The sequence below is a fragment of the Loigolactobacillus rennini DSM 20253 genome (assembly GCF_001436505.1).
In the GTDB taxonomy this organism is placed as follows: domain Bacteria; phylum Bacillota; class Bacilli; order Lactobacillales; family Lactobacillaceae; genus Loigolactobacillus; species Loigolactobacillus rennini.
Genome location: NZ_AYYI01000032.1, coordinates 22,286 through 46,380 on the forward strand (window position 1 = coordinate 22,286; position 24,095 = coordinate 46,380).

Below are 24,095 nucleotides of genomic sequence, written 5' to 3' on the forward strand. Positions count from 1 at the left end.
TAAGTTTGGCACCTCCTTAATTAATACTAGTTATTTAACTTCTTCAACGTTGACCAAATAACCAATTTTAAATAAATTGCCCCGGGTTGCATCATTATCTGGCAAAGTAACTGTACTATTGACTTTAGTCAGTCCCATTGACTTAATAATAGCCCGGTGATTGGGATTACGGTGCAACGCACTGCGTTTTAACGTAATTTTTAATTGTGACATGACTTTCGCCCTCCTAGTTTTCTAATTGATCGACTGGAATACCGCGAAGTTCAGCCACTTTTGAAGCTGGATGCAAAGCTTTTAAGCCTTCAATTGTCGCACGAACTACGTTGATTGGCGTATGTGAGCCTAAAAACTTGCTGGTAACATCTTGAACACCAGCCAAATCCATCATGGCACGAACGGCACCACCAGCGGCAACACCAGAACCAGCAATAGCAGGTTTTAGCATGACGCGACCACCGCCAAACCGGCCGATAACTTCATGCGGAATTGTTGTTCCAACAATCGGTACTTCGATTAAGTTCTTTTTAGCATCTTCAACAGCTTTACGGATTGATTCTGGAACTTCTTGGGCTTTACCAGTACCAAAGCCAACATGTCCATTATGATCGCCAACAATCACGATTGCTGCAAAACGTAAGCGCCGGCCACCTTTTACAACCTTTGTAACTCGGTTAATGGCAACAACGTTGTCTTCGAGTTCTAACTTGTTTGGATCAATAAATGCTTTAGCCATAAATTAGTTTTCCTCCTTTTCCTAAAACTCTAAGCCATTTTCGCGTGCAGCTTCAGCTAAAGCTTGGACACGGCCATGATATAAATAGCCGCCACGATCGAAGACAACAACTTTATGTCCAGCAGCACTGGCACGTTGTGCAATTAACTTACCAACAGCAGTTGCTTGTTCAGTCTTAGTACCTGATTTAACTTCTTTGTCCAATGTAGAGGCACTTGCTAGCGTCACACCCGCTACGTCATCAATTAATTGCGCGTAGATGTGTTTATTAGAACGAAAAACGTTTAAGCGTGGGCGCTCAGCAGTACCAGAGATTTTACCACGAACACGTAAATGACGTTTTTGACGTGTTTTATTTTTATCTGGTTTCGAAATCACAATGTTCACCTCTTATATAGATTAGTTGCCAATGACTAATTAAAACTAGTCACCGCAAAATGATTGTATAAAGCTTGAATGACTTGGTAAAGATTATTTACCAGTTTTACCTTCTTTACGCCGAACGTATTCATCAACGTAACGAATACCTTTTCCTTTGTAAGGTTCTGGTGAGCGAACTGCGCGAACAGTAGCAGCAAATTGGCCTACTTCTTGCTTGCTAGCACCAGAAACGTTGATTTCAGTGTTGGAAGGTACTTCAATTGTGATCCCTTCAGGTGCATCCATTTCAACAGGATTAGAATAGCCAACGTTCAAGACTAATTTCTTTCCTTTTAATTGGGCACGGTACCCAACACCAACTAACTTCAATTTTTTAGTGAAGCCTTCCGTTACACCAGTAACCATGTTTGCTAAGTTAGCACGTACGGTGCCGTGTAACTGCCGGCTTTTTTTACCATGATCGGCACGCTCAAAACTAAGCACACCATCTTTTTGCGTAATTGTAATCAAAGGACTAAACTCACGTGTCAATTCACCTTTAGGGCCCTTAACAGTAACTTGGTCACCCTTTTTAGTAATTGTCACTTTGTCAGGTACTTTGATAATTTTATAACCAATACGACTCACGTGTTACACCTCCTTGAATTTTAACGAATTACCAAACATAAGCGAGTACTTCGCCGCCAATGTTTTTGGCCCGTGCTTCTTTATCCGTCATAACACCATTAGATGTTGACATGATGGCAATTCCTAAGCCATTTAAAACTTTAGGAACGGCATCAGCTTTGACGTAAGTACGTAAACCTGGCTTTGAAATGCGCTTTAGGCCGGAAATAACGCGCTCATTATTTTTACTATATTTCAAGAAAATCCGCAAAACGCCTTGTTTGTCATCATCAATAGATTCAAAATCACGGATGAAGCCTTCGCGTTTTAAGATTTCTGAAATGCTGCGGAGCATATTAGATGCAGGAACTTCTAAAGACTCGTGGCGTACCATGTTGGCATTGCGAATTCGAGTCAAATAGTCTGCAATTGGATCAGTCATGACCATTTAGTTTAACCTCCCTTTTAGTTAGATTTACCAGCTAGCTTTTTTCAAGCCAGGAATTTGACCAGCATGTGCTAATTCGCGAAGGCAAATCCGGCATAAATGGAATTTACGATAAACTGAATGCGGACGGCCACAACGCTCACAGCGTGTATAAGCCCGAGTAGAAAATTTAGCAGGACGCTGTTGTTTAGCAATCATTGATTTTTTAGCCAAGATATCTTACCTCCCTAATTATTTTGCAAATGGCATTCCAATTTCAGCCAATAATTCGTGTGCTTCTTCGTCAGTGTTAGCAGTCGTTACCACAACGATATCCATACCACGAACTTTATCAACTTTATCATAATCGATTTCTGGGAAAATCAATTGTTCACGAATGCCTAATGTATAGTTGCCACGACCATCAAATGAACGTGTGCTGACACCATGAAAGTCACGGACACGCGGTAGTGAAACGTTGATTAACTTATCTAAGAAGTCATACATCCGTTCACCACGTAAAGTGACCTTAGCACCAATTGGCATACCTTCCCGCAAACGGAAACCGGCAATTGATTTCTTAGCTTTAGTAATGACTGGTTGTTGACCGGCAATTAAGCGCAATTCAGCAACTGCATTATCCAAGTTTTTTGCATTGGAAACAGCATCACCAACACCCATGTTCAAGACAATTTTGTCAACTTTTGGTGTTTGCATAACTGAAGAATAATCAAACTTCTTCATCAATGCAGGTGTGATTTCTTTCGTGTATCTTTCTTTTAAACGATTAGTCATTGAATGGTTTTCCTCCTTTCAAATAAATTATTTATCGATAACTTCTCCAGATTTTTTCGCATAACGTACTTTTTTACCATCAACAACTTTATAACCAATACGTGTTGGTTCATTAGTTGATGGGTCGATCAACATTACGTTGGAGACATGGATCGGTGCATTGACATCGACAATGCCACCTTGTGGGTTAGTGTTGCTAGCCTTTTGGTGTTTTTTGATCGCATGAACACCTTCAACGATAACTTGATCTGTTTTTGGCAAAGCTTTGGTAATTTTGCCTTCCTTGCCTTTATCTTTACCACTGATAACGCGAACTTTATCGCCAGTTTTCACGAACATAGTTGAACCTCCTTTGCAAGATTGTTTGCTTACAATACTTCTGGTGCCAAAGAAACAATCTTCATGAAGTTGTTGTCACGTAATTCACGGGCAACAGGTCCAAAGATACGTGTTCCTCTTGGGCTCTTATCAGCATTGATGATAACTGCTGCATTTTCATCAAATTTGATGTAAGAACCATCTGGGCGGTGTGCACCTGATTTTGTACGGACAATAACTGCCTTGACAACATCGCCTTTTTTGACAACGCCACCTGGTGTTGCTTGTTTAACAGACGCAACAATAATATCACCGATATTAGCTGTTTTAACACGCGAACCACCTAGGATCTTGATGGTTAGAATCTCACGGGCACCAGAATTATCCGCGACTTTTAAACGACTTTCTTGTTGGATCACCGAAAAGCCCTCCTCTCGTTAATAGCTCAGTTTATAATTTAACTGCTTTTTCTACGATTTTAATCAGACGAAAATGCTTATTAGCAGAAAGTGGGCGTGTTTCCATAATCTGGACGATATCGCCAGTTTTTGCCTCATTATTTTCATCATGCGCGAAGTATTTCTTCGTGTAACGAATCCGCTTGCCATACCGACTGTGTTGGTTCATTGTTTCTACCGCCACATTGATGGTTTTATCCATTTTATCTGATACGACGCGGCCTTGGACGACTTTACGTTTGTTACGTGTTTCTTTTTCGCTCAAAATGTTTGACCTCCCTTAACTTAAGAATCTGCTACTAACCTTCGTTTAACTCTTGCTGCCGCAATACAGTTTTAATGCGGGCAATATTTTTACGTACTTGTTTTAAACGTGCAGTATTTTCTAATTGTCCAGTAGCTAATTGGAAATGAAGATTAAATAACTCTTCTTTGTATTCCCGTTCACGGTCAAGCATTTCAGCAGTGGTTAAGTCTCTAATTTCTTTAGCCTTCATTTGATTCGCCACCTACTTCCTCACGCGCTATTACTTTAGTCCGGACAGGTAACTTGTTCGCAGCTAAACGTAATGCTTCATGTGCAACTTCTTTAGGAACACCAGCAACTTCAAACATTACTTTTTGCCGCTTAACAACAGCAACCCAGCCAGCTGGTGCACCTTTACCAGCACCCATACGAGTACCGATACCTTTTTCAGTATATGATTTATGTGGGAAGATCCGAATCCATACTTTCCCACCACGTCTCATATAACGTGTGATCGCGACACGCGCAGCTTCAATTTGGCGGTTAGAAATCCATGCGGAATCTAATGCTTTCAAGCCATAGTCGCCAAAATCAACGTTTTTGCCGCCTTTGGCTTCGCCACGCATTTTACCACGAAATTCACGACGATGTTTTACACGTTTTGGTACTAACATGTCTAGTTTCCTCCTTTCGCTCCAGTATTTCGGTTGTTCCGGTTACCGGTACGGTTAGCATTACGGTTGCCACGTCCCCGGTTTGACCGGTTATTCTTAGTCTGGATATTATCTTTAATTGAATCACCATGAGTTTCACCTGGTAAAATGTCGCCCCGGTAAACCCAAGTCTTAACGCCTAATTTACCATAAGTGGTTCTGGCTTCATTCCAAGCATAATCAATATCGGCACGTAAGGTGTGTAATGGTACAGTCCCATCAGCATACATTTCTTTACGTGACATGTCTGCCCCGTTTAAACGGCCAGATACCATGGTTTTAACCCCATGTGCGCCTGCGCGCATTGTCCGTTGAATTGCTTGCTTCATAGCCCGGCGGAAAGCAACACGTGCTTCAAGTTGTTGCGCGATACTTTCACCGACTAACTTAGCATCCAGGTCAGGTTGTTTAATTTCAACAATATTGATGTGTACACGTCTGCCAGTTAAATGATTTAACTGTTTACGTAGATTTTCAACTTCAGAACCGCCTTTACCGATAACCATCCCTGGTTTGGCAGTGTGAATAGAAATGTTAACCCGATTGGCAGCACGTTCAATCTCTACTTTAGAAACAGAAGCGTCTGCCAAACGTTTAGCAATGAAACGACGAACTTTTAAATCTTCATTTAAAAGAGTCGCGAAATCTTTTTCGGCATACCATTTGGCTTCCCAATCACGAGAAACACCAATTCGTAACCCATTTGGATTAATTTTTTGACCCACGCGTTATCCCTCCTTATTTTCAGATACAACGACTGTAATGTGACTTGTCCGTTTATTGATTGGAGAAGCTGAACCTTTGGCACGAGGACGGAACCGTTTCAAAGTTGGTCCTTCGTCTACAAAGGCTTCGCTAACAACCAAACTTTGTGCATCTAAGTCAAAGTTGTTTTCAGCATTTGCAATTGCTGAATTTAATACCTTCGCTACAATTGGCGAAGCGGAACGTGGTGTGAATTTAAGAATTGCATTAGCTTCAGCTACGCTTTTACCACGGATTAAGTCAATAACTAAGCGAGCTTTCCGAGGAGCGATTCGAACTGTTTTAGCAATCGCACGTGCTGATGTGATTTGTTCTGGCATTTAAATAATCCTCCTCTCGCTTAATCTACTTTAGTCTTGCGATCATCAGTAGAATGACCGTGGAATGTACGTGTTGGTGCAAATTCACCTAATTTGTGACCAACCATGTCTTCTTGAATAAAAACTGGGACATGCTTCCGTCCATCATAAACAGCAATGGTATATCCAATAAAACTTGGGAAAATCGTTGAACGACGTGACCAAGTCTTAATAACGGACTTTTTTTCTTGATCTGCTTGCGCAGCAATTTTTTTCAATAAATGATCATCAGCAAATGGTCCCTTTTTTAAGCTTCGGCTCATTATGAAACCTCCTTTTCGATATCTAGGCTAACAACAAAATTGCACAGCCTGGCAGCCAAATCCGGTCTCGTTTTAAAACCGTTAGATTGCATCAAATTAAACTTAATGTTTGCCCCGTTTACGGTCACGCACAATAAGTTTAGTGGACTGTTTACGTGTATTACGCGTTTTCTTACCCAAGGTTTTCTTACCCCAAGGTGATAATGGTGACGGATGACCAATTGGTGCTTTACCTTCACCACCACCATGAGGGTGATCGTTAGGGTTCATAACAGAACCACGAACAACTGGACGGAAACCTAACCAACGTTTACGTCCGGCCTTACCAATGCTAATCAATTCATGCTGTTCATTACCAACAGCACCAATTGTTGCACGGCAAGTTTGCAATACCATCCGGACTTCGCCAGAACTCAGGCGAACCAAGGCGTATTTTCCTTCTTTACCTAGAACCTGTGCAGAAGCACCAGCAGAACGAACTAACTGACCACCATAACCAGGTTTCAATTCAATGTTGTGAACAACTGTCCCAACAGGAATGTCTGCTAACGGTAAAGCATTACCAGTTTTAATATCAGCGTCTGAACCAGATTGAACTTTAGTACCTACTTCCAACCCTTTAGGCGCGATGATGTAAGCTTTAGTTCCGTCTGCATATTGTAATAATGCAATGTTAGCTGAACGGTTTGGATCATATTCAATCGCTTTTACCGTTGCAGGTACATCGTCCTTTTGACGTTTAAAGTCAATCAAACGATATTGGCGTTTATGACCACCAGCGTGATGCCGTACAGTGATTTTACCGTGTACATTACGGCCGGCTGTCTTAGTCATGTATTCAGTCAATGACTTTTCAGGCTTTGTTTTGGTGATTTCAGCAAAATCAGAGCCAGTCATATTCCGGCGCGCGTTTGTCGTCGGTTTATATTTTCTAATCGCCAAGCTTTTCCCCTCCTAAAAATTAATTTAAATGAGTTTATTTTTCAAAAATTGTAATTTCTTTTGAATCATCTGTTAAAGCAACGACTGCTTTACGCCGTTTCTTAGTCATACCAGCATAGCGGCCCTGACGCTTTAACTTTCCACGAACGTTTGCAATGTTAACATTTTTAACTTTTACATCAAAAATTTCTTCAACTGCATGTTTAACCGCTGTTTTAGTAGCGTTAACGTTCACTTCAAACGTGTATTTCTTGTCGTCCATAATTGCCATTGATTGTTCAGTGATCCAAGGACGTAAAATAATATCGCGAGCTTCCATTATGCAAGAGCCTCCTCTACTTGAGAAAGAGCAGCTTGAGTCAGGATTAATTTATCATTAGCAACAACGTTTAATACATTGATACCATCTGCAGCGACTACCGAAACATTTTCAATATTCCGTGCAGCACGTGCAACTTGATCATTACCTTCTTCAAGAACTACTAATGCTTTAGTGTGTACATCTAAGCTCTTAAGGGCTTCAGCAAATAATTTGGTTTTTGGCTGATCAAAATCGAATTTATCAACTACGATGATGTTGCCATCTGCCACTTTTTGCGAAAGCACTGATTTAATTGCTAAGCGACGTACCTTCTTTGGTAATTTATAGCTGTACGAACGTGGTGTCGGGCCAAAGACTGTACCACCGCCACGCCATTGTGGTGCACGAATTGAACCTTGCCGAGCACGGCCAGTACCCTTTTGCCGCCAAGGCTTACGACCACCACCGCTAACAGCACTGCGGTTTTTAACAGCATGCGTTCCTTGACGCATCGATGCACGTTGCATGATAACTGCATCAAACACAACGTTTTCGTTAGGGGCAATGCCAAAGACGTTGTCATTTAATTGCACATCGCCATTTTGACTGCCATCTTGTTTATATAATGCTACGTTAGGCATTTGTAATCCTCCCTTCTAAATTATTTCGCTGCCTTAACGGCATTTTTGATCGTAACTAATGATTTCTTTGCACCAGGAACATTACCTTTGATCAAAATGACATTACGGTCAGTATCAACACGAACAACTTCAAGGTTTTGGATTGTCACACGATTGTTACCCATCCGGCCTGGTAATTTCCGGCCAGCGAATACACGGTTAATAATAGAACCTAGTGATCCTGGGCGACGGTGGTAACGAGAACCATGTCCCATAGGCCCACGGTGTTGGTTATTCTTTTTAATAGCGCCTTGAAAACCATGGCCTTTTGTTGTACCCGTGACGTCGACAATTTCGCCAGCCTTGAATGTATCAACTTTGATTTCATCGCCAACTTTGATATCTCCTAAGTCTACATCGCGAAATTCCCGAATGAAGCGCTTAGGAGCCGTTTTTGCTTTTGCAACATGACCTTTAGCAGGTTTATTGGCTAATACTTCACGCATATCTTGTAAACCAACCTGAACAGCTTCGTAACCATCACTTTCATTGTTCTTAACTTGTAAGACAACGTTTGGCTCAGCTTGAACAACTGTGACAGGGATCAGTTCACCTTTATCAGTGAAGATTTGTGTCATACCTACTTTTGTTCCTAAGATTCCTTTTCTGGTCATGAGTACACCTCCAATTTTAATGTATTTGAACTATAGTTTGATTTCGATATCCACACCACTTGGCAAGTCTAGTTTCATTAATGCGTCAACCGTCTTAGGGGTTGGGTTAATGATGTCGACTAACCGTTTGTGTGTGCGCATTTCAAATTGTTCACGCGAATCTTTAAACTTATGTGTTGCCCGGATAACGGTATAAATCGTCCGTTCCGTTGGCAAAGGAATTGGGCCAGAGATTGTTGCCCCTGTCCGTTTAGCCGTTTCAACAATCTTAGTTGCAGATTGATCTAAAATACGGTGTTCATAAGCTTTTAAACGAATACGAATCTTTTGTTTTGCCATGTTTTTCCCTCCTTCGTTCATTTTAAAAATAAACTAGCTCCGTGAAAATTCCCAACACACTGTGCCATGGCAAAGCGGCCGGGTGTGTCGCAACCTTTCACATCAATGCTAAAAAGCTAGAATAATCTAGCGGGCCACCTTCTCCTAAAAAGCAGCACCTTGTCCATTATAAGAGAAGTCGGCATGTACTTCAAGCTTTTTTTGCAGAAAAACAGAAGTTAATACTGACTTTTATAAACAGCATTGAGCAGCTCAATTTTTAAACCGACACAGGTAGTATTGTACGCAAAATCAGCTTAAGAATCAATGGTCCTTAAAAAATTCACTGGTGATCATTAAAAACAAGTAAATGTTTCTTACTTTATTATGGTAGAAAAAGTATCTAGCAATACATTTAATTAGATAATAAAAAGCTGTTTGGGAAAATTCCCAAACAGCTTATGGCACGAACAGACTTTATTCAGCCGGTGTCCCACCATTTTTCTTAATGATTTCAGCCTGAATCGATTTTGGAACGGCTTCATAATGATCAAAAGTCATGGTGAAAGTGCCACGACCTTGTGTTGCTGAACGTAAGGTTGTCGCATAACCAAACATTTCAGATAACGGCACCATGGATTTAACTAATTGTGTATTGCCACGTGCTTCCATACCTTCAACACGACCACGCCGTGCTGTGACATGACCCATGACATCACCTAAGTTGTCTTCCGGTGCAACAATTTCAACCTTCATGATCGGTTCAAGGATAACCGCACCAGCTTTTTTCGCTGCTGCACGTAATGACATCGAAGCCGCGATCTTAAAAGCCGCTTCACTAGAATCGACATCATGGTAAGACCCATCATACAGACGTGCCTTAACGTCAACTAGTGGATAACCTGCTAATACACCATTAGCCATGGATTCTTTCAATCCTTGTTCAACTGCTGGCACGTATTCACGCGGCACAACACCACCAACAATGTCGTTCTTAAATTCAAAACCGGCACCTTCATCGTTTGGCGTAAATTCAATCCAAACATCACCATATTGTCCTTTACCACCAGACTGGCGAATAAATTTACCTTGCGCAGAAGCCTGTTTAGTAAAGGTCTCACGGTAAGCAACTTGTGGTTCACCCACTTTAGCTTCAACGTGGAATTCACGGCGCATCCGGTCAACAATGATGTCCAAATGTAATTCACCCATACCAGCAATTAAAGTTTCACCAGTTTCAGGGTTGGTTTCAGCCTTAAAACTTGGATCTTCTTCAGCCAGTTTTTGCAACGCAACATCCATTTTATCTTGGTCAGCTTTGGTCTTAGGCTCAATAGAAACCTGAATAACTGGGTCAGGGAATTCCATTGATTCAAGAATTAATGGGTGCTTTGTATCCGTTAGTGAATCACCAGTAGCAGTGTTCTTCAAGCCAATTGCAGCTGCAATATCACCTGAGAAAACTTCTGGAATTTCTTTACGGTGATTAGAATGCATTTGTAGCAAACGACCAACACGTTCACGAGAATCCTTTGTTGCATTCAAGATGTAAGAGCCAGATTCCAAAGTACCTGAGTAAACCCGAATAAAGGTCAACCGGCCAACAAATGGATCAGTAGCAATCTTAAAAGCTAAGGCAGCGAAATCTTTATCGTCACCAGCAGATAATTCAACATCTTCACCAGTTGCAGGATCTGTTGCTTTGTAAGGACGAACATCAAGTGGTGATGGTAAGTAGTCATTAACTGCATCCAACATCATTTGAACCCCTTTGTTTTTAAACGCTGAACCAGCTAATACTGGGTAAGCATCTAAATTCAAAGTTGCCTTACGAATTGCTGCTTTGATTTCTTCCTTAGGAATTTCTTCGCCTTCAAGGTATTTTTCCATGATGCCATCATCAACATCTGCTAAAGATTCGATGAGTTGTTCACGGCGCTTTTGGGCTTCAGCTTTATATTCTTCAGGAACATCAACGGTATCCCACTTTGTTCCTAATTCATCTTCGTCATAAAGATCAGCTTTCATTTCGATCAAATCAATGACACCTTCGAATTTATCTTCGGCACCAATTGGCATTTGAATCGGTAATGCATTTGCTTGTAAACGATCTTTAATGGTAGAAACAGAGTAATCAAAGTTAGCCCCGATTTTATCCATTTTATTGACAAAAACAATCCGCGGTACACCATAAGTCGTTGACTGCCGCCAAACGTTTTCAGTTTGTGGCTCGACCCCGGCTTGTGCATCCAATACAACTACCGCGCCGTCTAAAACACGGAGAGAACGTTCAACTTCAATTGTAAAGTCAACGTGTCCTGGAGTATCGATGATGTTGATTCGGTGGTCTTTCCATTGTGCTGTTGTTGCGGCAGATGTGATGGTAATGCCACGTTCTTGTTCTTGCTCCATCCAGTCCATCTGTGAAGCCCCTTCATGGGTTTCACCGATTTTATGGATTTTACCGGTGTAATACAAAATACGTTCCGTCGTGGTTGTCTTGCCGGCATCAATATGGGCAACAATCCCAATATTACGCGTTTTTTCTAACGGAAATTCACGAGTATTTGCCATTGTAAGAATGTTTCTCCTCTCATTCAAAAGCTCAACCAAGTTGAGCCTGATTCAGCGCTTCAAATTAATTAGAAGCTGTTTCAGCAAAAGGGGCTACTATATGGAAACACATATAATAGCCCACTTCAAACAAATAACTTAGATTACCAACGGTAGTGCGCAAAGGCACGGTTAGCGTCAGCCATTTTATGCGTATCTTCGCGCTTTCTAACTGCTGCACCAGTGTTATTAGCAGCATCCATAATTTCACGCGCTAAGCGTTCGTCCATAGTGTGTTCGCCACGTTGCCGTGCGTAAAGAACTAACCAGCGTAGACCGAGTGTTGTCCGCCGATCAGGACGTACTTCAACGGGAACCTGATAGTTAGAACCACCAACACGACGAGCTTTAACTTCAAGCACTGGCATGATGTTCTTCATTGCTTGTTCAAAAACTTCTAAAGGATCATTACCAGTTGATTCCTTAATAATATCAAATGCTTTATACATGATTGTGGACGCAGTACCACGTTTGCCATCAACCATTATCCGATTAACCAAACGTGTAACCAATTTAGAATTATAAATTGGATCTGGTAATACGTCACGTTTTGCAACAGCGCCTTTTCTTGGCATATTACGTAACCTCCTATAATCGCAAGTTTCAGCTTGCTAATTCCTTATGTGTTAAATTGACTGTTTTATTTCTTAGGCCGTTTTGTCCCATATTTGGAACGGCTTTGTTTACGGTCTGTAACACCGGCAGTATCCAAAGCACCACGGACAATATGGTAACGAACACCAGGCAAGTCCTTGACACGGCCACCACGGATCAAAACAACACTATGTTCTTGCAAATTATGGCCAATCCCAGGAATATAGGCAGTTACTTCAATTAAGTTAGACAAACGGACACGTGCATACTTACGCAAAGCAGAGTTAGGCTTCTTTGGCGTCATTGTCCCAACACGTGTTGCGACCCCACGTTTTTGTGGCGCAGGATTCTTAACTGACTTTCTCTTCATACTATTATACCCGTAGTTCAATGCAGGTGAATCAGAACTACTGGTTCTAGATTTACGACCTTTACGTACCAATTGGTTAATCGTAGGCATCTAAAGCATTCTCCCTTCCTTGTTAAATCCAAAAATATAAGTCCACACTTCCAGGTGTCTCTTTTTTAGCTATAAAAAAATATACGCAATAAAAAAAGAGTGAAAACACATCTAGAAATCAATGTGCTATCGCTCACAGCCAGCATGACCATCATTTAGATGGTAAACTGTTCGACAAAAAGCACCTTTGTTAGAATACCATGCTATTTTATGAGTGTCAACACAGGATTAAAAATAAAGTAAGCGAGTTGCGTAAATTTAAATTAGTGACCATTAATTTTCTTAGGAGGAAAATATGCTATTACTAAGTTATCTACTCATTTTTTTATTCGGTGCTAGTTTGGCTTCTGGCTTATTAGTTTGTGCGCAACGCCTGCCTGAGCGGCAATCCATTTTAGCACCACGTTCTCGGTGTGCAAACTGTCACCATCCCTTATCGTGGTGGCAATTATTACCATTACTGAGTTATCCCAGCCTAAAAGGACGTTGTTACTATTGTCAAAGCGCAATTCCGCGCATTTGTTTTTTTGCTGAAATCAGTGGTGGATTGATCAGCGTTTCGCTTTGGGCCGCTGCTAAATCTGCGGAACAGTTGATTTTTACGAGTTGCCTATTCAGCGGATTGTTTTTATTTAGTTTAATTGATATCCAGCATCAAGTGTTACTACCAATTTTGTTTTGGCCATGGTTATTACTATTAGCTAGTTTAAAAGCACCACAGTTGTATTACATCACTGCCATTGTAACGGGATTGATTTTTGCTGCTTTTGCCTATTGCTCTAAAGGCCTGGGCAGTGGCGATGTGGAATTATTAGCTGGTTTAGCTTTATTAGCTAATGTTGACGTCATTAACTACCTATTAATAGCTTGTCTGTTAGCACTTGTAAGCTTTCCCATCTTTCAGCAGCACAAAATTGCTTTCATCCCTTATTTAAGCTTAGCCGTTTGGTGGTGGGAAATCGGCAGCAAACTGTGCTTTTAGTCAAACTAAAGACTAGCTACTGCAGACTGCTATGCTACAATGAAAATAGTTAAAGCATTCCAAAGTTAGGAGTTTTTCCATGGTAGTCGACCGTTTAACACAAGCAAATTTAACTGATTTCTATCAGCTTTATTTATATGCATTTAACAAACAAGATTCACCTTACCGGCGCCAATTTTTCACCACTAGATTCAAGCATGCCCAAGCCTATGGGATTTATCAAGCAAAGCAATTGACCAGCGGTTTGCTAAGCATCCCATTACAAGTCTATTTCCATGGTACTAGCTACCAAATGAACGGTATTGGCGATGTCATGAGTGCACCAGAAAGTCGCGGTCACGGTAATGCTGGTAAGTTATTGACAACTGCATTAGAAAACATGTATCAACAACAAATTACATTGTCTTATTTAGCACCTTTTGCCTACCGTTATTACCGGCGTTTTGGCTATGAACATACTTTTAACCATCTGCAATATTCACTACCCGGCCGTGATCTGCCAAAAATTAAAAGCGCTAACTTTCAGGTGAAGCGCAGCAGCTTGGCAGCAGCATTGCCAGAAATAATGCCTTATTATCAGCAAAAAGCACAATCACGCTCTGGTGCTCTAGTACGTCCAACATGGTGGTGGGATTATCTAACCCAAAAGCATCCCGATTGGGAAGTTGCGCGTGCTTACAATCAACAAAAACAGCTAATCGGTTACTTAATTTATTCCCGGCAGGCGACCACCTTTACCAGCCATGAATGCCAAGTTTCTGATGCCACCGGCTATCAAACCTTAATGCAATTTATTCGTCGCCATCAAAGTAGTTATCAACGCTTCTTATTTGTTAGTGCCGACGACCATAATTTATTGGACTTACTACCAGAGCCAAGTTTGGCCACCACTCAGCTCCAACCTTACATGATGGCACGTATTGTTAATTTAAAGCAATTTATTCAAGCTTATCCTTTTACACAAAAACACTTAGCACCGCTAACTTTGACTGTAACAGACCCAATTTTAGCCGCAAATAATGGTACTTGGCAACTACAACTCACTGAGGGGCAAGTCACATTTGCTAAAATTGACTCTGCTAATGTTCAAAAAGCAAGACAAATTCAAACGGACATTCAAACTTTAACCAAACTCTTATTCGGCGTTCAAACGGGCGCCACTTTGGCACACTATGGCCAATTAACGGGTACCATCGAAGCATTAACAGCATTAGATGCTGTTTTACCACATACACGGCCACAATTGTGGGATTATTTTTAAATCGTTTTAGTATAAATCAAACTCTTAAATGCTCAACTAATAAAAGCCGACGCAATTCACTTGAATTGCGTCGGCTTTTATAAGCAGTCTGTTCATTTTCTAAATGGACAATTACGCCCGTTTTAATTCAAAGGTACTCCAAGGTTGCAAATAAGCCAGCAAAAAGGCTTCTGCTGGTGCTAAATGACCCACAACGTTACGCCGCCCGTCATTAGCAAATTCACAACGTGCAATTTGCAGTTCGCCTTTATATTGACCGTAATCATTATTGACAATAATAAGATCACCTGCTTTAATCGTGCCATGATTATCGTGTGCACTAAAATCTTCATCCCGGTATTTTACACGTGTTTGTGTATCACGCAAAACATATTCTGAATAATCACCCCGGTATAAATGCACATTTTCAAGGATAGCTTGCCGTTCTAAAACGGTTGTTTCCTGATTTAAAATTACATTTAAACTAGGTCGCTTAGCAAAGAAAGCTTCTGCCGCAGCCTTTAAATCTTCTTCCTTTGCGTAAGCATTCCCAATAATAACATCATCAATTAAATCGGTTAATAGCAGATGTTTGACTTGCGCGGCAATTGGCAAGTCACGATCCTGTTCTAAGGTTGGTAAACCATCTTGGACTGGCCAAGGGCCAAAAGTAGCCGTTGGTGCATTGACAAATGCAGCGGTATGCAAGCCATATTTTCTAAACAATCGCGACCATTTTATTAAAAACGGTGTACCTAAGCCAGTATAACGTTGCGGATAAAAATTGTGGCACCCTAACAAGTTGTCTCTTTGCGGTGAATAAGTCATGATATTATCTAAATAATGAGTACCAGCACTCATATTGATCTCGATTTTTAACCCGTAAGGATTACGCGTCATCCGTGCCTCTTCCATGCCAGTAAAGCCTTCATCCAGACGAATTCCCCAAACGCCTAGCTGATCAAAAAAATGTAAATCATCATAGGAAACACCTAACTGTTTAAACAATCTCGGGTTCATATCGATGATCACCTTAAAGCCTAGCGTGTTAGCATAAGCAATCACCTGTTTAAAGCGTTTAATGACAGCAGTTTGATCACCATTAATCTCTAAAAGTGAGGTGAACACACGTGAATAACCATACTGGTGTGCCAAGTCTAAATATGCCTGATCTTGCTCAAAAGTTGAACGTGCCGGATAAATTGAAATGCCAAGACGTCTCAAAGTATAACTCCCTTTCTCTATGCCAAAATTACCCCGCGGTAAATGCGCGGTATAGTTGATAAACAATCACTGCCGAACAAATTACAACCACCAATACATTAGCAAATAAAGTAAATAATTCATTGCTTGCAAAATGCTTAATATCAGGGACATGTTCGCCTTTACGCCTAATTTTGATATTAAAATAACAGCCAGCTGAAATCAACAAGCTTGCAAACGGAATAATGTATAGCGCATTTTTATTGACCACCAGGCCATCTCCTAGTGGTACACGGTCTGATAATAATGGTGATGTCAAAGTAATGATGATTAGTGGTATAAATGAAATAAACTCACTCCAGCCAAAACGGTGATAAGCCAAATCATGTGCCCATTTGGGTAATGCCGCAATTGATTTTTGCTGTTCGTGCATCCGGTTCACAATTTTTGCTGCATTCTTCTGCGCCGCAGCTTCTACTCGAGGACTGTTTGCTTTATTCTTTTTGTGCTTACTCATAACAACACCTCCTTGTTGACCATTTCAAATCATTGTAATCACTAACTTTAATAAAAAAATCTGCCCATAACCGGCAGATTTTTTACCTCCTAATCGGTTGCTGTCTTGCTATCAGCTGCTTCTTCAGCGGCAATTTTTGCTTCTTTCCGCAAAGCTTGCCGATCAGCAAATCTAAAGAATGGATAATAGATAGCAGCACCCACAAAGAAGTTAACCACTTGAACAATTGAACCCGAAATATGTCCAGTTGCCAGATAACCAGAAATAATCGGCGGTGTTGTCCAAGGCACGGCAACCCCAATCGTTTTAGCAACCAAACCAAATTTCATGGAATAATACGTTACAACCACTGAAATTAACGGTACGATGATGAACGGAATCGCCATAATCGGGTTTAATACAATTGGCAACCCAAACATGATTGGTTCGTTAATGTTAAATAGTGCAGGTACCCCAGATAGTTTACCAATGGCTTTCAAGTTAGCTGATTTAGCTAAAAACATCATCATTAAAGCTAGCGAAATCGTCTGGCCAGAAGCCCCCGCATGAACGAAGTTATCAACAAATTGTTGGTTAACAATGTTAGGAATTTCTTTATGTGCTTTAACAGCTGCCGCATTTTCACCCATTTGACCTAACCAAATTGGTGCCATAATACCACCAACAACATTAGCCCCATGAATACCAAATAGCCACAAGAAAGAAACAAAGAACTCGGCAACTAATGCACCCCAGATGGAACCACCAACTGCTGTCAGCGGCTTAGTTAAAATCACCGTAATGACATTCGGGATGGTTTTAAAGAAAGTAAAGCTGATACCTAAACGGATTGCCCAAACCAATAAGATAATCAAAAAGCCTGGAATTAAAGCAGAAAATGCATTACCAACCGCTGGTGGAACAGTATCTGGCATGTGAAATTGCCAATTTTTGTGGATCATCCAAACATATAAATCAGTGATAAACAAGCCAATCAGCAATGCTTCAAACAAACCTTGTGCCCCTAATTGTGTTAAAGGAACCCAAGCGGCACCAGCACTATCCACTTTTAACGGAATCGTTAACATAAATGCACCTAAGGAGATAATGCTAGCAGATAACGGATCTACATCCCGGTACGATTGTGCTAACCGGTATGAAATCCCCACTACTGCCACCATGCCAATGATGGCAAAGGTCGCATTAGTTGCCCAACTGACAATGGTTGCCCAATTAGGTCCAAAAATAGATGTCATCCAATCCAAATAAGCTGGAATCGGAAATTGAGAAATGATCATAAAAACAGAACCAATGATGATCAGTGGCATAACTAGTGCAAAACCATCACGCAAAGCCACTAAATGACGAGATGCCGCAATCTTACCAGTCAGCGGAATCAACTTATCATTTACAAAGCTCGACTTTTTCTCACTCACAACAAAGCCCCCTATATTTTGGCTTGTAGTTTTAATAAATAGCAGTTTACCTAAAACATAATGAATGACTACAAACCAAGTATTTGTTGAAGCAAATATGGATACGCTTTCAACAAAGATAAATGTACCACCAAAGATTAAGCTTGTATATCGTTTTCACATGAATAAGAAAATGTACTGTACAAAAAAATATGTTTTATAACTGGAACATATTCCAAAGCTAAGTCGCAGGGTGTGCGGTGATTTTTTGATAAGTTAACCCCGCAATTTGTTCAAGTAAAAAGACAACTGGTAACTGTGTAGTAAAACGATCTACTTTATTATGTGACTGAGGAATGTTATAGGCAATATCAAAATCAACTAATTGGGCCACTGTCGAATAAGCATCAGCCGTAATTGCCAATGTACTAGCACCGTGCTCTTTATAAAAACGTGCTTGCCGCAAGACACCTTCAGTTTCTCCAGACACTGACAACAAAACCAATAAAATGTCATGAAAATCCCGATTGACTACTGGAATGGTGCGAAAAGGATCCGCTAAAGCCAAAGAGTAGATCCCATAATTTGAAAATAAACGACCACCATATTGCGCCAAGCTACCACTAATTCCCAAGCCAAAAAAGATGGTCGTTTCAGCAGCTGCTGCCATTGCTGATGCACGCTCAATTTGCTCATTGAAATGTTGGTCACTAAGCTGGGCAAAGAACTGTTTTATGGGTGTTAAATTTTGTGCTACAGGTTGTTGTGCTTCTTGCTTATGTTCTTGCTTGACGGCAAATTTAAATTCTGAAAACCCACTGTAACCTACTTTTTTTAAGAAGCGTAAAATTGTGGTAGCCGACACATGACTTTGTTGGGCCATTTGTCGGATGGTCAAATTTTCAATGTCATTAGGATGACTGATAATAAATTTATAAACAGTCATTTCTAATTGATTTAACGAACGAATTTGTTGGTAAGAAAACATGTCAGCACCCTTTCCCACATAAAAGGCTAAACAAATCAGGTTAAATTAAGTTTATCATATTTTTTAATAGGTAGGAACAAATTCCACATATTGGTGCCAATTTTTAAAAAAACGCATACCAAACAGTTCACCGCCCCGCTTAGCGCACTAAACCATTTAATATACGTTTTCAGTGACCTAGTTCATTTTTAGATCAGCCCCATTTGAGGCAATTACCTGTTTAAACCAATAGAAAGAATCCTTGCGAGAACGCGCTAAAGTGCCATGACCTTGATCATCTTGATCGACATAAATAAAGCCATAGCGTTTAGCCATTTCACCAGTACTAGCTGAAATTAAATCGATGTGCCCCCATGGTGTATAACCAATTAAATCGACACCATCTAAAGCCACGGCTTTTTCCATTTGCAAAATGTGGTCATGGAAATATTTAATCCGATAATCATCATGAATATGGCCATCTGCCGTAACTTTATCATGAGCACCAAACCCATTTTCAACGATGAATAATGGTTTGTGCCACCGGTCAGTCATCCAGTTCATACTATAACGTAGTCCAATAGGGTCAATTTGCCAGCCCCAGTCAGATTTTTCAACATATGGATTATTGACTAAAGCGTGTTGCTCATCGTAAACATAATTTGGATTATCAGCACGGGCTTTAGTTGCAAAAGACATGTAATAACTAAAACCGACATAATCAACTGTTCCTGCTTGTAAAATTGCTTTATCAGCCGTTGTAATGTCGATGTCAAAACCCTTACGTTGCCAATAATTCAATAACCAAGCTGGATAATGGCCTAAAGCTTGTACATCACCATAATAGTAGCGTGTTTGCATTGCACGTTCAGCCATCATAACATCAGCGGGCTTAGCTGTCAGCGGATAGACTGGACACATCGCAATCATGGCGCCAATCTGAAAATCTGGGTTAATTTCATGGCCAAGTTTAACCGCTAAAGCACTAGCCACCATCTCATAGTGAGCTGCTTGATACATTGCACTTTCCCAATCATCTGCGTCAGTTAACTGCAAACCAGAATTTTGCAGTAGGGGATGGGGATCGCGCCAATTTGCTTGGTTGTTAATTTCATTAAATGTCATCCAATATTTAACTTGATGCCGGTAACGTTTAAAGCAAACTTTAGCAAACCGTAAAAAGAAATCAATTAGCTTACGATTGCGCCAGCCACCATAAGCTTTCACTAAATGATAGGGCATTTCAAAATGGGATAATGTTACAACTGGCTGAATTCCATTCTTCAAACATTCGGCAAATAAGTCATCATAAAATTTTAGGCCAGCTTCATTAGGCTCCGTTTCATCACCATTTGGAAAAATTCGCGTCCACGCAATGGAAGTCCGGAAACAAGTCATACCCATTTCAGCAAATAATTTGATATCTTCTGGATAGCGGTGGTAAAAATCAATTCCCCAATGATTAGGGTAGATCTCACCTTGCTTAATGCCATCCGTGACGCGGCGTGCCACGCCATTGGCACCAGCAGTCATCACGTCAGCGATGCTAACGCCTTTACCACCTTCTTGCCAGCCACCTTCAAGCTGATGAGCCGCAACGGCACCGCCCCAAAGAAAACCTTTAGGCATTGCAATTCCATCCGTCATATTAACCCTCCATTAATCTTTTGTTTGGTCCAATCGTTTATACAAAGCAACAATTTCACCAGCTAGGTCACGAAACGTAATCGCATTCATAATGTGATCTTGTGAATGGACCATCAGTAATGTAACCTTAGCATGCTTCCCATTTGCTTCAGCTGTTAGCATATCCGTTTGTGCATTATGCGCATCAACTAAAAATTGATCTGCTTCCGCTAATTTTGCATCTGCAGTTTTAAAATCACCTTTTTTAGCCGCATCAATCGCTTCAAATGCTGAACTTTTCGCATTGCCACCGTTTACAATTAAGCCCATTACAGTTTGTAAATTATCGTCTTTTTCGGTCTCTGCCATAATCAATCTCCTTTTAACAACTAATCTGCATCAGTTTTTTTAATTAACGCTAATGCCGCTTGCAAAACTTTTTCACCATTCATCATGCCATAGTCCTGCATGTTAATGACTTCCACTGGAATCTCTAAACGATCCTGAAAGTTTTTTAACATATAACGGACTTGCGGGCCAAGCATTAAAACATCAGGATGTTTTTTATCTAATTCGTTATCTGCATCAGAAGCTGAAGTTGCAAAGATTTCAATGTCAATTTTATCTGCTGCTGCCGCCTTTTGCATTTTTGAAACTAATAAACTAGTTGACATCCCCGCTGCACAAACTAACATAATTGTTTTTTCAGCCATATTCATTCTCCTTTAGGTTATAATAGAAGTTGCGGTTGACATCTTAACCGCTTTCATTACAATGAAAGTATAACTCGTAGGTACCAATTTGACAAGTACCATTCAATTAATTAAAGGGGGAATTTTTAGTGTACCATGATATTGCTGATGATATTACTAAGGCGATCAACGATGGCACCTTTACTAAAAAATTACCGACTGAAGTGCAACTGATGGCGCGCTACAATGTAAGTCGCAATACCATCCGTAAAGCAATCGATTTAGTCTACCAAAAAGGATTATTACGCCGAGTTCAAGGTAGTGGCTATTTCGTTAACGACATTAGTTTGACCCATAAAACCGTCATCAATTTATCTGTCGGCGCTGGCCAGCCTTTACATTCAGAAGATAGCCAGCTAGTGTCAAAAGTGGTCACTTTCGATAAAATTAAAGCTGATGCCGCAATGGCAAAACGGGTAGGAATCGCCACTGATAGCGAACTTTATCGCGTGATCCGATTACGTTACCTAAACGGCATTCCCTACTGTTTAGAACACGCTCATTATCTACGTTCTGAAGTGCCATTTTTATCAGCTGATAGTGTCCGCCACTCAATTTTTTCTTTTTTAAGGGAAAATTACGGCATCAGTGCCAATAATAGTGAAGACTACATTTCTCTTGAAAAATTAGCCGCTGATCAAGCTGACTTATTAAAATTACCTACTGAAACGCCGGTTTTAACCATGAGCCAAATGAACTTTTACGGCAATAACATTTTATTTAATTTTTCAACCACCCATTATGTCTATCCGGGACTTAACTTTTATTTTCATTCTGCCAATTTGACTAGTAACTAGCTAGCAAAAATAGACTAGCATAACTGTTTACATTAATTTGCAATTGCTGTCTTCCGTAAAATTTTGGCCACCCCATCTTGATCATGGTCAATTGTCTGTCGCCACGCAACTTGTTTAATTCGGGGTAAAGCATTCCCCATCGCGACGCCATAGCCGACATCGCGAATCATTTCATAATCATTTTCATAGTCGCCAAAACACATAAAGTTAGCCATATCAAGATTTGCGTGCGCTGCAATCAACGCTAAGGCAGCACTTTTGTGTACACCAGGCGCTGTCGCTTCATAAAAATAACGTCCAGAACGTACAAAATGCAATGGTAGCTGACCTGCTGCTTTAACAGCTTGTCTAATACCAGTGAAATTAAAGTGAATCAAGTTAAACGTGAATTTATAAAATTTATTGCCTTGCTCAATTAATGTTTTCAACTGTGCCTCAGAGTGTAAAGTTAGCCGCGGAGCTTTAATAGCAGCCGCTTTCCCAGATAATAGATCTGGCTGGTAAACCCAAATTTTTTCTAAGCCACAAATACATAAACGTACTCGCCAGCGTTTTGCAAGTTGAAAAGCAACAAGTAATTGTTGTGGTGGCAATGCCGTTTTTTGCAATAACTGATTTTGTGGATCATAGATAACGGCACCATTTAAACAAACACGGTATCCAGGGACTTTTAATGTTTGCTCAAATAAAGCGGCAACAGTTGGCAACGTCCGCCCGGAACAAATAGCCAGTTGAATTCCTTGTGCACTGGCTTGGCGTAATGCCTGCTGATTTGCCAATGAAATTTGACTATGGTCGTTAAATAACGTCCCGTCCAAATCAGTTCCAATTAGAGAAATCATTTCGCGTACTCCTTTATTACAAGTATCATTTTCTGTCATCACTTTATCGTGCTGGTTATTGCACTCAGTAAGCGGCTTCATTATAATGAGCTTATAGACTTGCAGTAACCCACGATAAGGAGGCCATAACATGGCAAAAGTTTATCTCTCTGCAAAATTACCGCAAATTGCTGGCCAGTTACTCGAAGTAGCCAATATCGATTATGACGTTTTTTCAGGCACTGGACTCATCACTAAAGCACAATTAATTGCACACATGCAGAACTGTCAAGTTTTGATTACACCACTGTCCACACAAGTTGACCAAGAAGTGATCGCTGCGGCGCCAAATTTAAAGCTCATTGCAAATTTTGGTGCTGGTTTTAACAACATTGACGTGAAATATGCACGGCAGCACAACATTGACGTCACCAATACACCAGCGGTGTCCTCAACTGCCACGGCTGAAATTGCCAGTGGTTTGGTCATCGCTTTGTTGCGCCGCATTGTTGAAGGCGATCGGACAATGCACACTGTCGGTTTTGATGGCTGGGCACCCCTGTTCTTTTTAGGCCATGAGCTAGCTGGCAAAACTTTAGGAATTGTCGGTTTAGGCAGTATTGGTAAGGGTGTTGCGCAGCGGTTACATGCGTTCAACATGAAAATCATTTACACCCAACGGCACCAAGCTGCGCCTGCAGTAGAAGCGCAGTATGCTGCTGAGTACAAATCATTGGACGAGTTACTGACTCAATCCGACGTGATCACCTTACATTGCCCTTTAACACCAGCAACCCATCATTTAATTGACGCGGCCGAATTAGCTAAAATGAAACACAGCGCTTTTTTGATTAACTGTGCCCGGGGACCGGTCATCAACGAAGCTGCTTTACTAACAGCATTGCAAAATAAAGAAATCGCTGGTGCGGCATTAGATGTTTATGAAGCCGAACCTAAGGTTGCCCCAGAATTCAAAACACTAAGCAATGTCATTTTAACGCCACACATTGGTAACGCTTCGTTTGAAGCACGAGATGCAATGGCCAAAATTGTCGCTGACAATGCTGTAAAAGTATTAAATGGCCAAACAGCACTGCACATTATTAATTAAGCATACACCAATCACAATTTAGAGGCAAAATTCAATTTTATCACGGATGAAATCGTTTGAATAGCAAATAAAAAAAGCACGGCAGCTAATACTGCCGT

At 40.7% G+C, this 24,095-nt stretch carries 35 protein-coding genes; 4 read left to right on the plus strand and 31 right to left on the minus strand.

Annotated features, from left to right (window positions below; genetic code table 11):
- Nucleotides 1–30 precede the first annotated feature (30 nt).
- The 23 genes from rpmD to rpsL form a co-directional block, all read right to left on the minus strand.
- Nucleotides 31–213, minus strand: coding sequence for a 50S ribosomal protein L30 (gene rpmD, locus FC24_RS05115; RefSeq protein ID WP_057873808.1), 183 nt, complete (start codon nucleotides 211–213; stop codon nucleotides 31–33).
- A 13-nt stretch (nucleotides 214–226) separates the two neighbouring features.
- Entirely contained in the window at nucleotides 227–733 is a 507-nt protein-coding gene (gene rpsE / locus FC24_RS05120) for a 30S ribosomal protein S5 (RefSeq protein ID WP_057873809.1), read from the minus strand.
- Between the two features lie 21 nt (nucleotides 734–754).
- Nucleotides 755–1,120 (minus strand): 50S ribosomal protein L18, encoded by a 366-nt coding sequence (gene rplR / locus FC24_RS05125; RefSeq protein ID WP_057873810.1) that lies wholly within the window; start codon nucleotides 1,118–1,120, stop codon nucleotides 755–757.
- A gap of 84 nt (nucleotides 1,121–1,204) precedes the next feature.
- Nucleotides 1,205–1,741 carry a 50S ribosomal protein L6 gene (rplF, locus tag FC24_RS05130; protein ID WP_057873811.1) on the minus strand — a complete coding sequence of 179 codons (537 nt, stop codon included), beginning with the start codon at nucleotides 1,739–1,741 and terminating at the stop codon, nucleotides 1,205–1,207.
- Nucleotides 1,742–1,769: 28 nt separating this feature from the next.
- Complete coding sequence (gene rpsH, locus FC24_RS05135) at nucleotides 1,770–2,168, minus strand: 30S ribosomal protein S8 (RefSeq protein ID WP_057873812.1); 399 nt, start codon at nucleotides 2,166–2,168, stop codon at nucleotides 1,770–1,772.
- 27 nt (nucleotides 2,169–2,195) lie between these two features.
- Nucleotides 2,196–2,381 carry a type Z 30S ribosomal protein S14 gene (locus FC24_RS05140; RefSeq protein ID WP_057873813.1) on the minus strand — a complete coding sequence of 62 codons (186 nt, stop codon included), beginning with the start codon at nucleotides 2,379–2,381 and terminating at the stop codon, nucleotides 2,196–2,198.
- A gap of 18 nt (nucleotides 2,382–2,399) precedes the next feature.
- The gene (rplE, locus tag FC24_RS05145) at nucleotides 2,400–2,942 is read right to left on the minus strand and encodes a 50S ribosomal protein L5 (protein WP_057873814.1); all 543 of its coding nucleotides are present in this window, start codon (nucleotides 2,940–2,942) and stop codon (nucleotides 2,400–2,402) included.
- A gap of 27 nt (nucleotides 2,943–2,969) precedes the next feature.
- A complete protein-coding gene (gene rplX / locus FC24_RS05150; RefSeq protein ID WP_057873815.1) occupies nucleotides 2,970–3,281 on the minus strand; it encodes a 50S ribosomal protein L24 in 312 nt (103 codons plus the stop codon).
- A 29-nt stretch (nucleotides 3,282–3,310) separates the two neighbouring features.
- The gene (gene rplN, locus FC24_RS05155) at nucleotides 3,311–3,679 is read right to left on the minus strand and encodes a 50S ribosomal protein L14 (RefSeq protein ID WP_057873816.1); all 369 of its coding nucleotides are present in this window, start codon (nucleotides 3,677–3,679) and stop codon (nucleotides 3,311–3,313) included.
- Between the two features lie 31 nt (nucleotides 3,680–3,710).
- The gene (gene rpsQ, locus FC24_RS05160; RefSeq protein ID WP_083485638.1) at nucleotides 3,711–3,983 is read right to left on the minus strand and encodes a 30S ribosomal protein S17; all 273 of its coding nucleotides are present in this window, start codon (nucleotides 3,981–3,983) and stop codon (nucleotides 3,711–3,713) included.
- Between the two features lie 34 nt (nucleotides 3,984–4,017).
- Nucleotides 4,018–4,215, minus strand: a complete 198-nt coding sequence (rpmC, locus tag FC24_RS05165; protein WP_057873817.1) for a 50S ribosomal protein L29 — start codon at nucleotides 4,213–4,215, stop codon at nucleotides 4,018–4,020.
- Nucleotides 4,205–4,639 (minus strand): 50S ribosomal protein L16, encoded by a 435-nt coding sequence (rplP, locus tag FC24_RS05170; RefSeq protein ID WP_057873818.1) that lies wholly within the window; start codon nucleotides 4,637–4,639, stop codon nucleotides 4,205–4,207. The genes rpmC and rplP overlap by 11 nt, the downstream gene beginning before the upstream one ends.
- A 2-nt stretch (nucleotides 4,640–4,641) precedes the next feature.
- Nucleotides 4,642–5,403 carry a 30S ribosomal protein S3 gene (rpsC, locus tag FC24_RS05175; RefSeq protein ID WP_057873819.1) on the minus strand — a complete coding sequence of 254 codons (762 nt, stop codon included), beginning with the start codon at nucleotides 5,401–5,403 and terminating at the stop codon, nucleotides 4,642–4,644.
- 3 nt (nucleotides 5,404–5,406) lie between these two features.
- The gene (rplV, locus tag FC24_RS05180) at nucleotides 5,407–5,763 is read right to left on the minus strand and encodes a 50S ribosomal protein L22 (RefSeq protein WP_057873820.1); all 357 of its coding nucleotides are present in this window, start codon (nucleotides 5,761–5,763) and stop codon (nucleotides 5,407–5,409) included.
- Between the two features lie 20 nt (nucleotides 5,764–5,783).
- The gene (rpsS, locus tag FC24_RS05185; protein ID WP_057873821.1) at nucleotides 5,784–6,065 is read right to left on the minus strand and encodes a 30S ribosomal protein S19; all 282 of its coding nucleotides are present in this window, start codon (nucleotides 6,063–6,065) and stop codon (nucleotides 5,784–5,786) included.
- Nucleotides 6,066–6,167: 102 nt separating this feature from the next.
- Entirely contained in the window at nucleotides 6,168–7,007 is an 840-nt protein-coding gene (gene rplB / locus FC24_RS05190) for a 50S ribosomal protein L2 (protein ID WP_057873822.1), read from the minus strand.
- Between the two features lie 34 nt (nucleotides 7,008–7,041).
- The gene (gene rplW, locus FC24_RS05195; RefSeq protein ID WP_057873823.1) at nucleotides 7,042–7,326 is read right to left on the minus strand and encodes a 50S ribosomal protein L23; all 285 of its coding nucleotides are present in this window, start codon (nucleotides 7,324–7,326) and stop codon (nucleotides 7,042–7,044) included.
- Nucleotides 7,326–7,949 (minus strand): 50S ribosomal protein L4, encoded by a 624-nt coding sequence (gene rplD / locus FC24_RS05200; RefSeq protein WP_057873824.1) that lies wholly within the window; start codon nucleotides 7,947–7,949, stop codon nucleotides 7,326–7,328. The genes rplW and rplD overlap by 1 nt, the downstream gene beginning before the upstream one ends.
- 20 nt (nucleotides 7,950–7,969) lie before the next feature.
- Nucleotides 7,970–8,602: a 50S ribosomal protein L3 gene (gene rplC, locus FC24_RS05205; protein WP_057873825.1), complete on the minus strand. Its 633-nt coding sequence runs from the start codon at nucleotides 8,600–8,602 to the stop codon at nucleotides 7,970–7,972.
- 30 nt (nucleotides 8,603–8,632) lie between these two features.
- Nucleotides 8,633–8,941, minus strand: coding sequence for a 30S ribosomal protein S10 (gene rpsJ, locus FC24_RS05210; protein WP_057873826.1), 309 nt, complete (start codon nucleotides 8,939–8,941; stop codon nucleotides 8,633–8,635).
- A 456-nt stretch (nucleotides 8,942–9,397) separates the two neighbouring features.
- Nucleotides 9,398–11,494: an elongation factor G gene (fusA, locus tag FC24_RS05215; protein WP_057873827.1), complete on the minus strand. Its 2,097-nt coding sequence runs from the start codon at nucleotides 11,492–11,494 to the stop codon at nucleotides 9,398–9,400.
- 143 nt (nucleotides 11,495–11,637) lie between these two features.
- Nucleotides 11,638–12,108, minus strand: a complete 471-nt coding sequence (rpsG, locus tag FC24_RS05220; protein WP_057873828.1) for a 30S ribosomal protein S7 — start codon at nucleotides 12,106–12,108, stop codon at nucleotides 11,638–11,640.
- A gap of 65 nt (nucleotides 12,109–12,173) precedes the next feature.
- Entirely contained in the window at nucleotides 12,174–12,587 is a 414-nt protein-coding gene (rpsL, locus tag FC24_RS05225) for a 30S ribosomal protein S12 (protein WP_057873829.1), read from the minus strand.
- A 295-nt stretch (nucleotides 12,588–12,882) separates the two neighbouring features.
- Between rpsL and FC24_RS05230 the strand changes: the two genes are divergently transcribed.
- On the plus strand, nucleotides 12,883–13,569 hold the full coding sequence (locus FC24_RS05230; RefSeq protein WP_057873830.1) for a prepilin peptidase: 687 nt from the start codon (nucleotides 12,883–12,885) through the stop codon (nucleotides 13,567–13,569).
- Nucleotides 13,570–13,648: 79 nt separating this feature from the next.
- Nucleotides 13,649–14,830, plus strand: coding sequence for a GNAT family N-acetyltransferase (locus tag FC24_RS05235; RefSeq protein ID WP_057873831.1), 1,182 nt, complete (start codon nucleotides 13,649–13,651; stop codon nucleotides 14,828–14,830).
- 111 nt (nucleotides 14,831–14,941) lie between these two features.
- Here FC24_RS05235 and FC24_RS05240 read toward each other — a convergent pair whose 3' ends face one another.
- The 7 genes from FC24_RS05240 to FC24_RS05270 all read right to left on the minus strand — a co-directional run bounded on the left by FC24_RS05240 (nucleotide 14,942) and on the right by FC24_RS05270 (nucleotide 21,229).
- Nucleotides 14,942–16,033, minus strand: coding sequence for a DUF871 domain-containing protein (locus FC24_RS05240; protein WP_057873832.1), 1,092 nt, complete (start codon nucleotides 16,031–16,033; stop codon nucleotides 14,942–14,944).
- A gap of 28 nt (nucleotides 16,034–16,061) precedes the next feature.
- Nucleotides 16,062–16,529, minus strand: coding sequence for a hypothetical protein (locus FC24_RS05245; protein WP_057873833.1), 468 nt, complete (start codon nucleotides 16,527–16,529; stop codon nucleotides 16,062–16,064).
- Nucleotides 16,530–16,618: 89 nt separating this feature from the next.
- Nucleotides 16,619–17,944: a PTS cellobiose transporter subunit IIC gene (celB, locus tag FC24_RS05250; RefSeq protein WP_057873834.1), complete on the minus strand. Its 1,326-nt coding sequence runs from the start codon at nucleotides 17,942–17,944 to the stop codon at nucleotides 16,619–16,621.
- A gap of 220 nt (nucleotides 17,945–18,164) precedes the next feature.
- Nucleotides 18,165–18,911 carry a MurR/RpiR family transcriptional regulator gene (locus FC24_RS05255; protein WP_057873835.1) on the minus strand — a complete coding sequence of 249 codons (747 nt, stop codon included), beginning with the start codon at nucleotides 18,909–18,911 and terminating at the stop codon, nucleotides 18,165–18,167.
- Between the two features lie 177 nt (nucleotides 18,912–19,088).
- Nucleotides 19,089–20,537 carry a 6-phospho-beta-glucosidase gene (locus FC24_RS05260; protein WP_057873836.1) on the minus strand — a complete coding sequence of 483 codons (1,449 nt, stop codon included), beginning with the start codon at nucleotides 20,535–20,537 and terminating at the stop codon, nucleotides 19,089–19,091.
- Nucleotides 20,538–20,549: 12 nt separating this feature from the next.
- Nucleotides 20,550–20,885, minus strand: a complete 336-nt coding sequence (locus FC24_RS05265) for a PTS lactose/cellobiose transporter subunit IIA (protein WP_057873837.1) — start codon at nucleotides 20,883–20,885, stop codon at nucleotides 20,550–20,552.
- A gap of 20 nt (nucleotides 20,886–20,905) precedes the next feature.
- On the minus strand, nucleotides 20,906–21,229 hold the full coding sequence (locus FC24_RS05270; protein WP_057873838.1) for a PTS sugar transporter subunit IIB: 324 nt from the start codon (nucleotides 21,227–21,229) through the stop codon (nucleotides 20,906–20,908).
- Nucleotides 21,230–21,357: 128 nt separating this feature from the next.
- Between FC24_RS05270 and FC24_RS05275 the strand changes: the two genes are divergently transcribed.
- Entirely contained in the window at nucleotides 21,358–22,065 is a 708-nt protein-coding gene (locus tag FC24_RS05275; protein WP_057873839.1) for a GntR family transcriptional regulator, read from the plus strand.
- Between the two features lie 32 nt (nucleotides 22,066–22,097).
- On the opposite strand, the gene FC24_RS05280 is transcribed toward FC24_RS05275, so the two are convergent.
- A complete protein-coding gene (locus FC24_RS05280; RefSeq protein WP_057873840.1) occupies nucleotides 22,098–22,907 on the minus strand; it encodes a Cof-type HAD-IIB family hydrolase in 810 nt (269 codons plus the stop codon).
- A 130-nt stretch (nucleotides 22,908–23,037) separates the two neighbouring features.
- Between FC24_RS05280 and FC24_RS05285 the strand changes: the two genes are divergently transcribed.
- A complete protein-coding gene (locus FC24_RS05285) occupies nucleotides 23,038–23,997 on the plus strand; it encodes a 2-hydroxyacid dehydrogenase family protein (RefSeq protein WP_057873841.1) in 960 nt (319 codons plus the stop codon).
- Nucleotides 23,998–24,095: the final 98 nt, after the last annotated feature.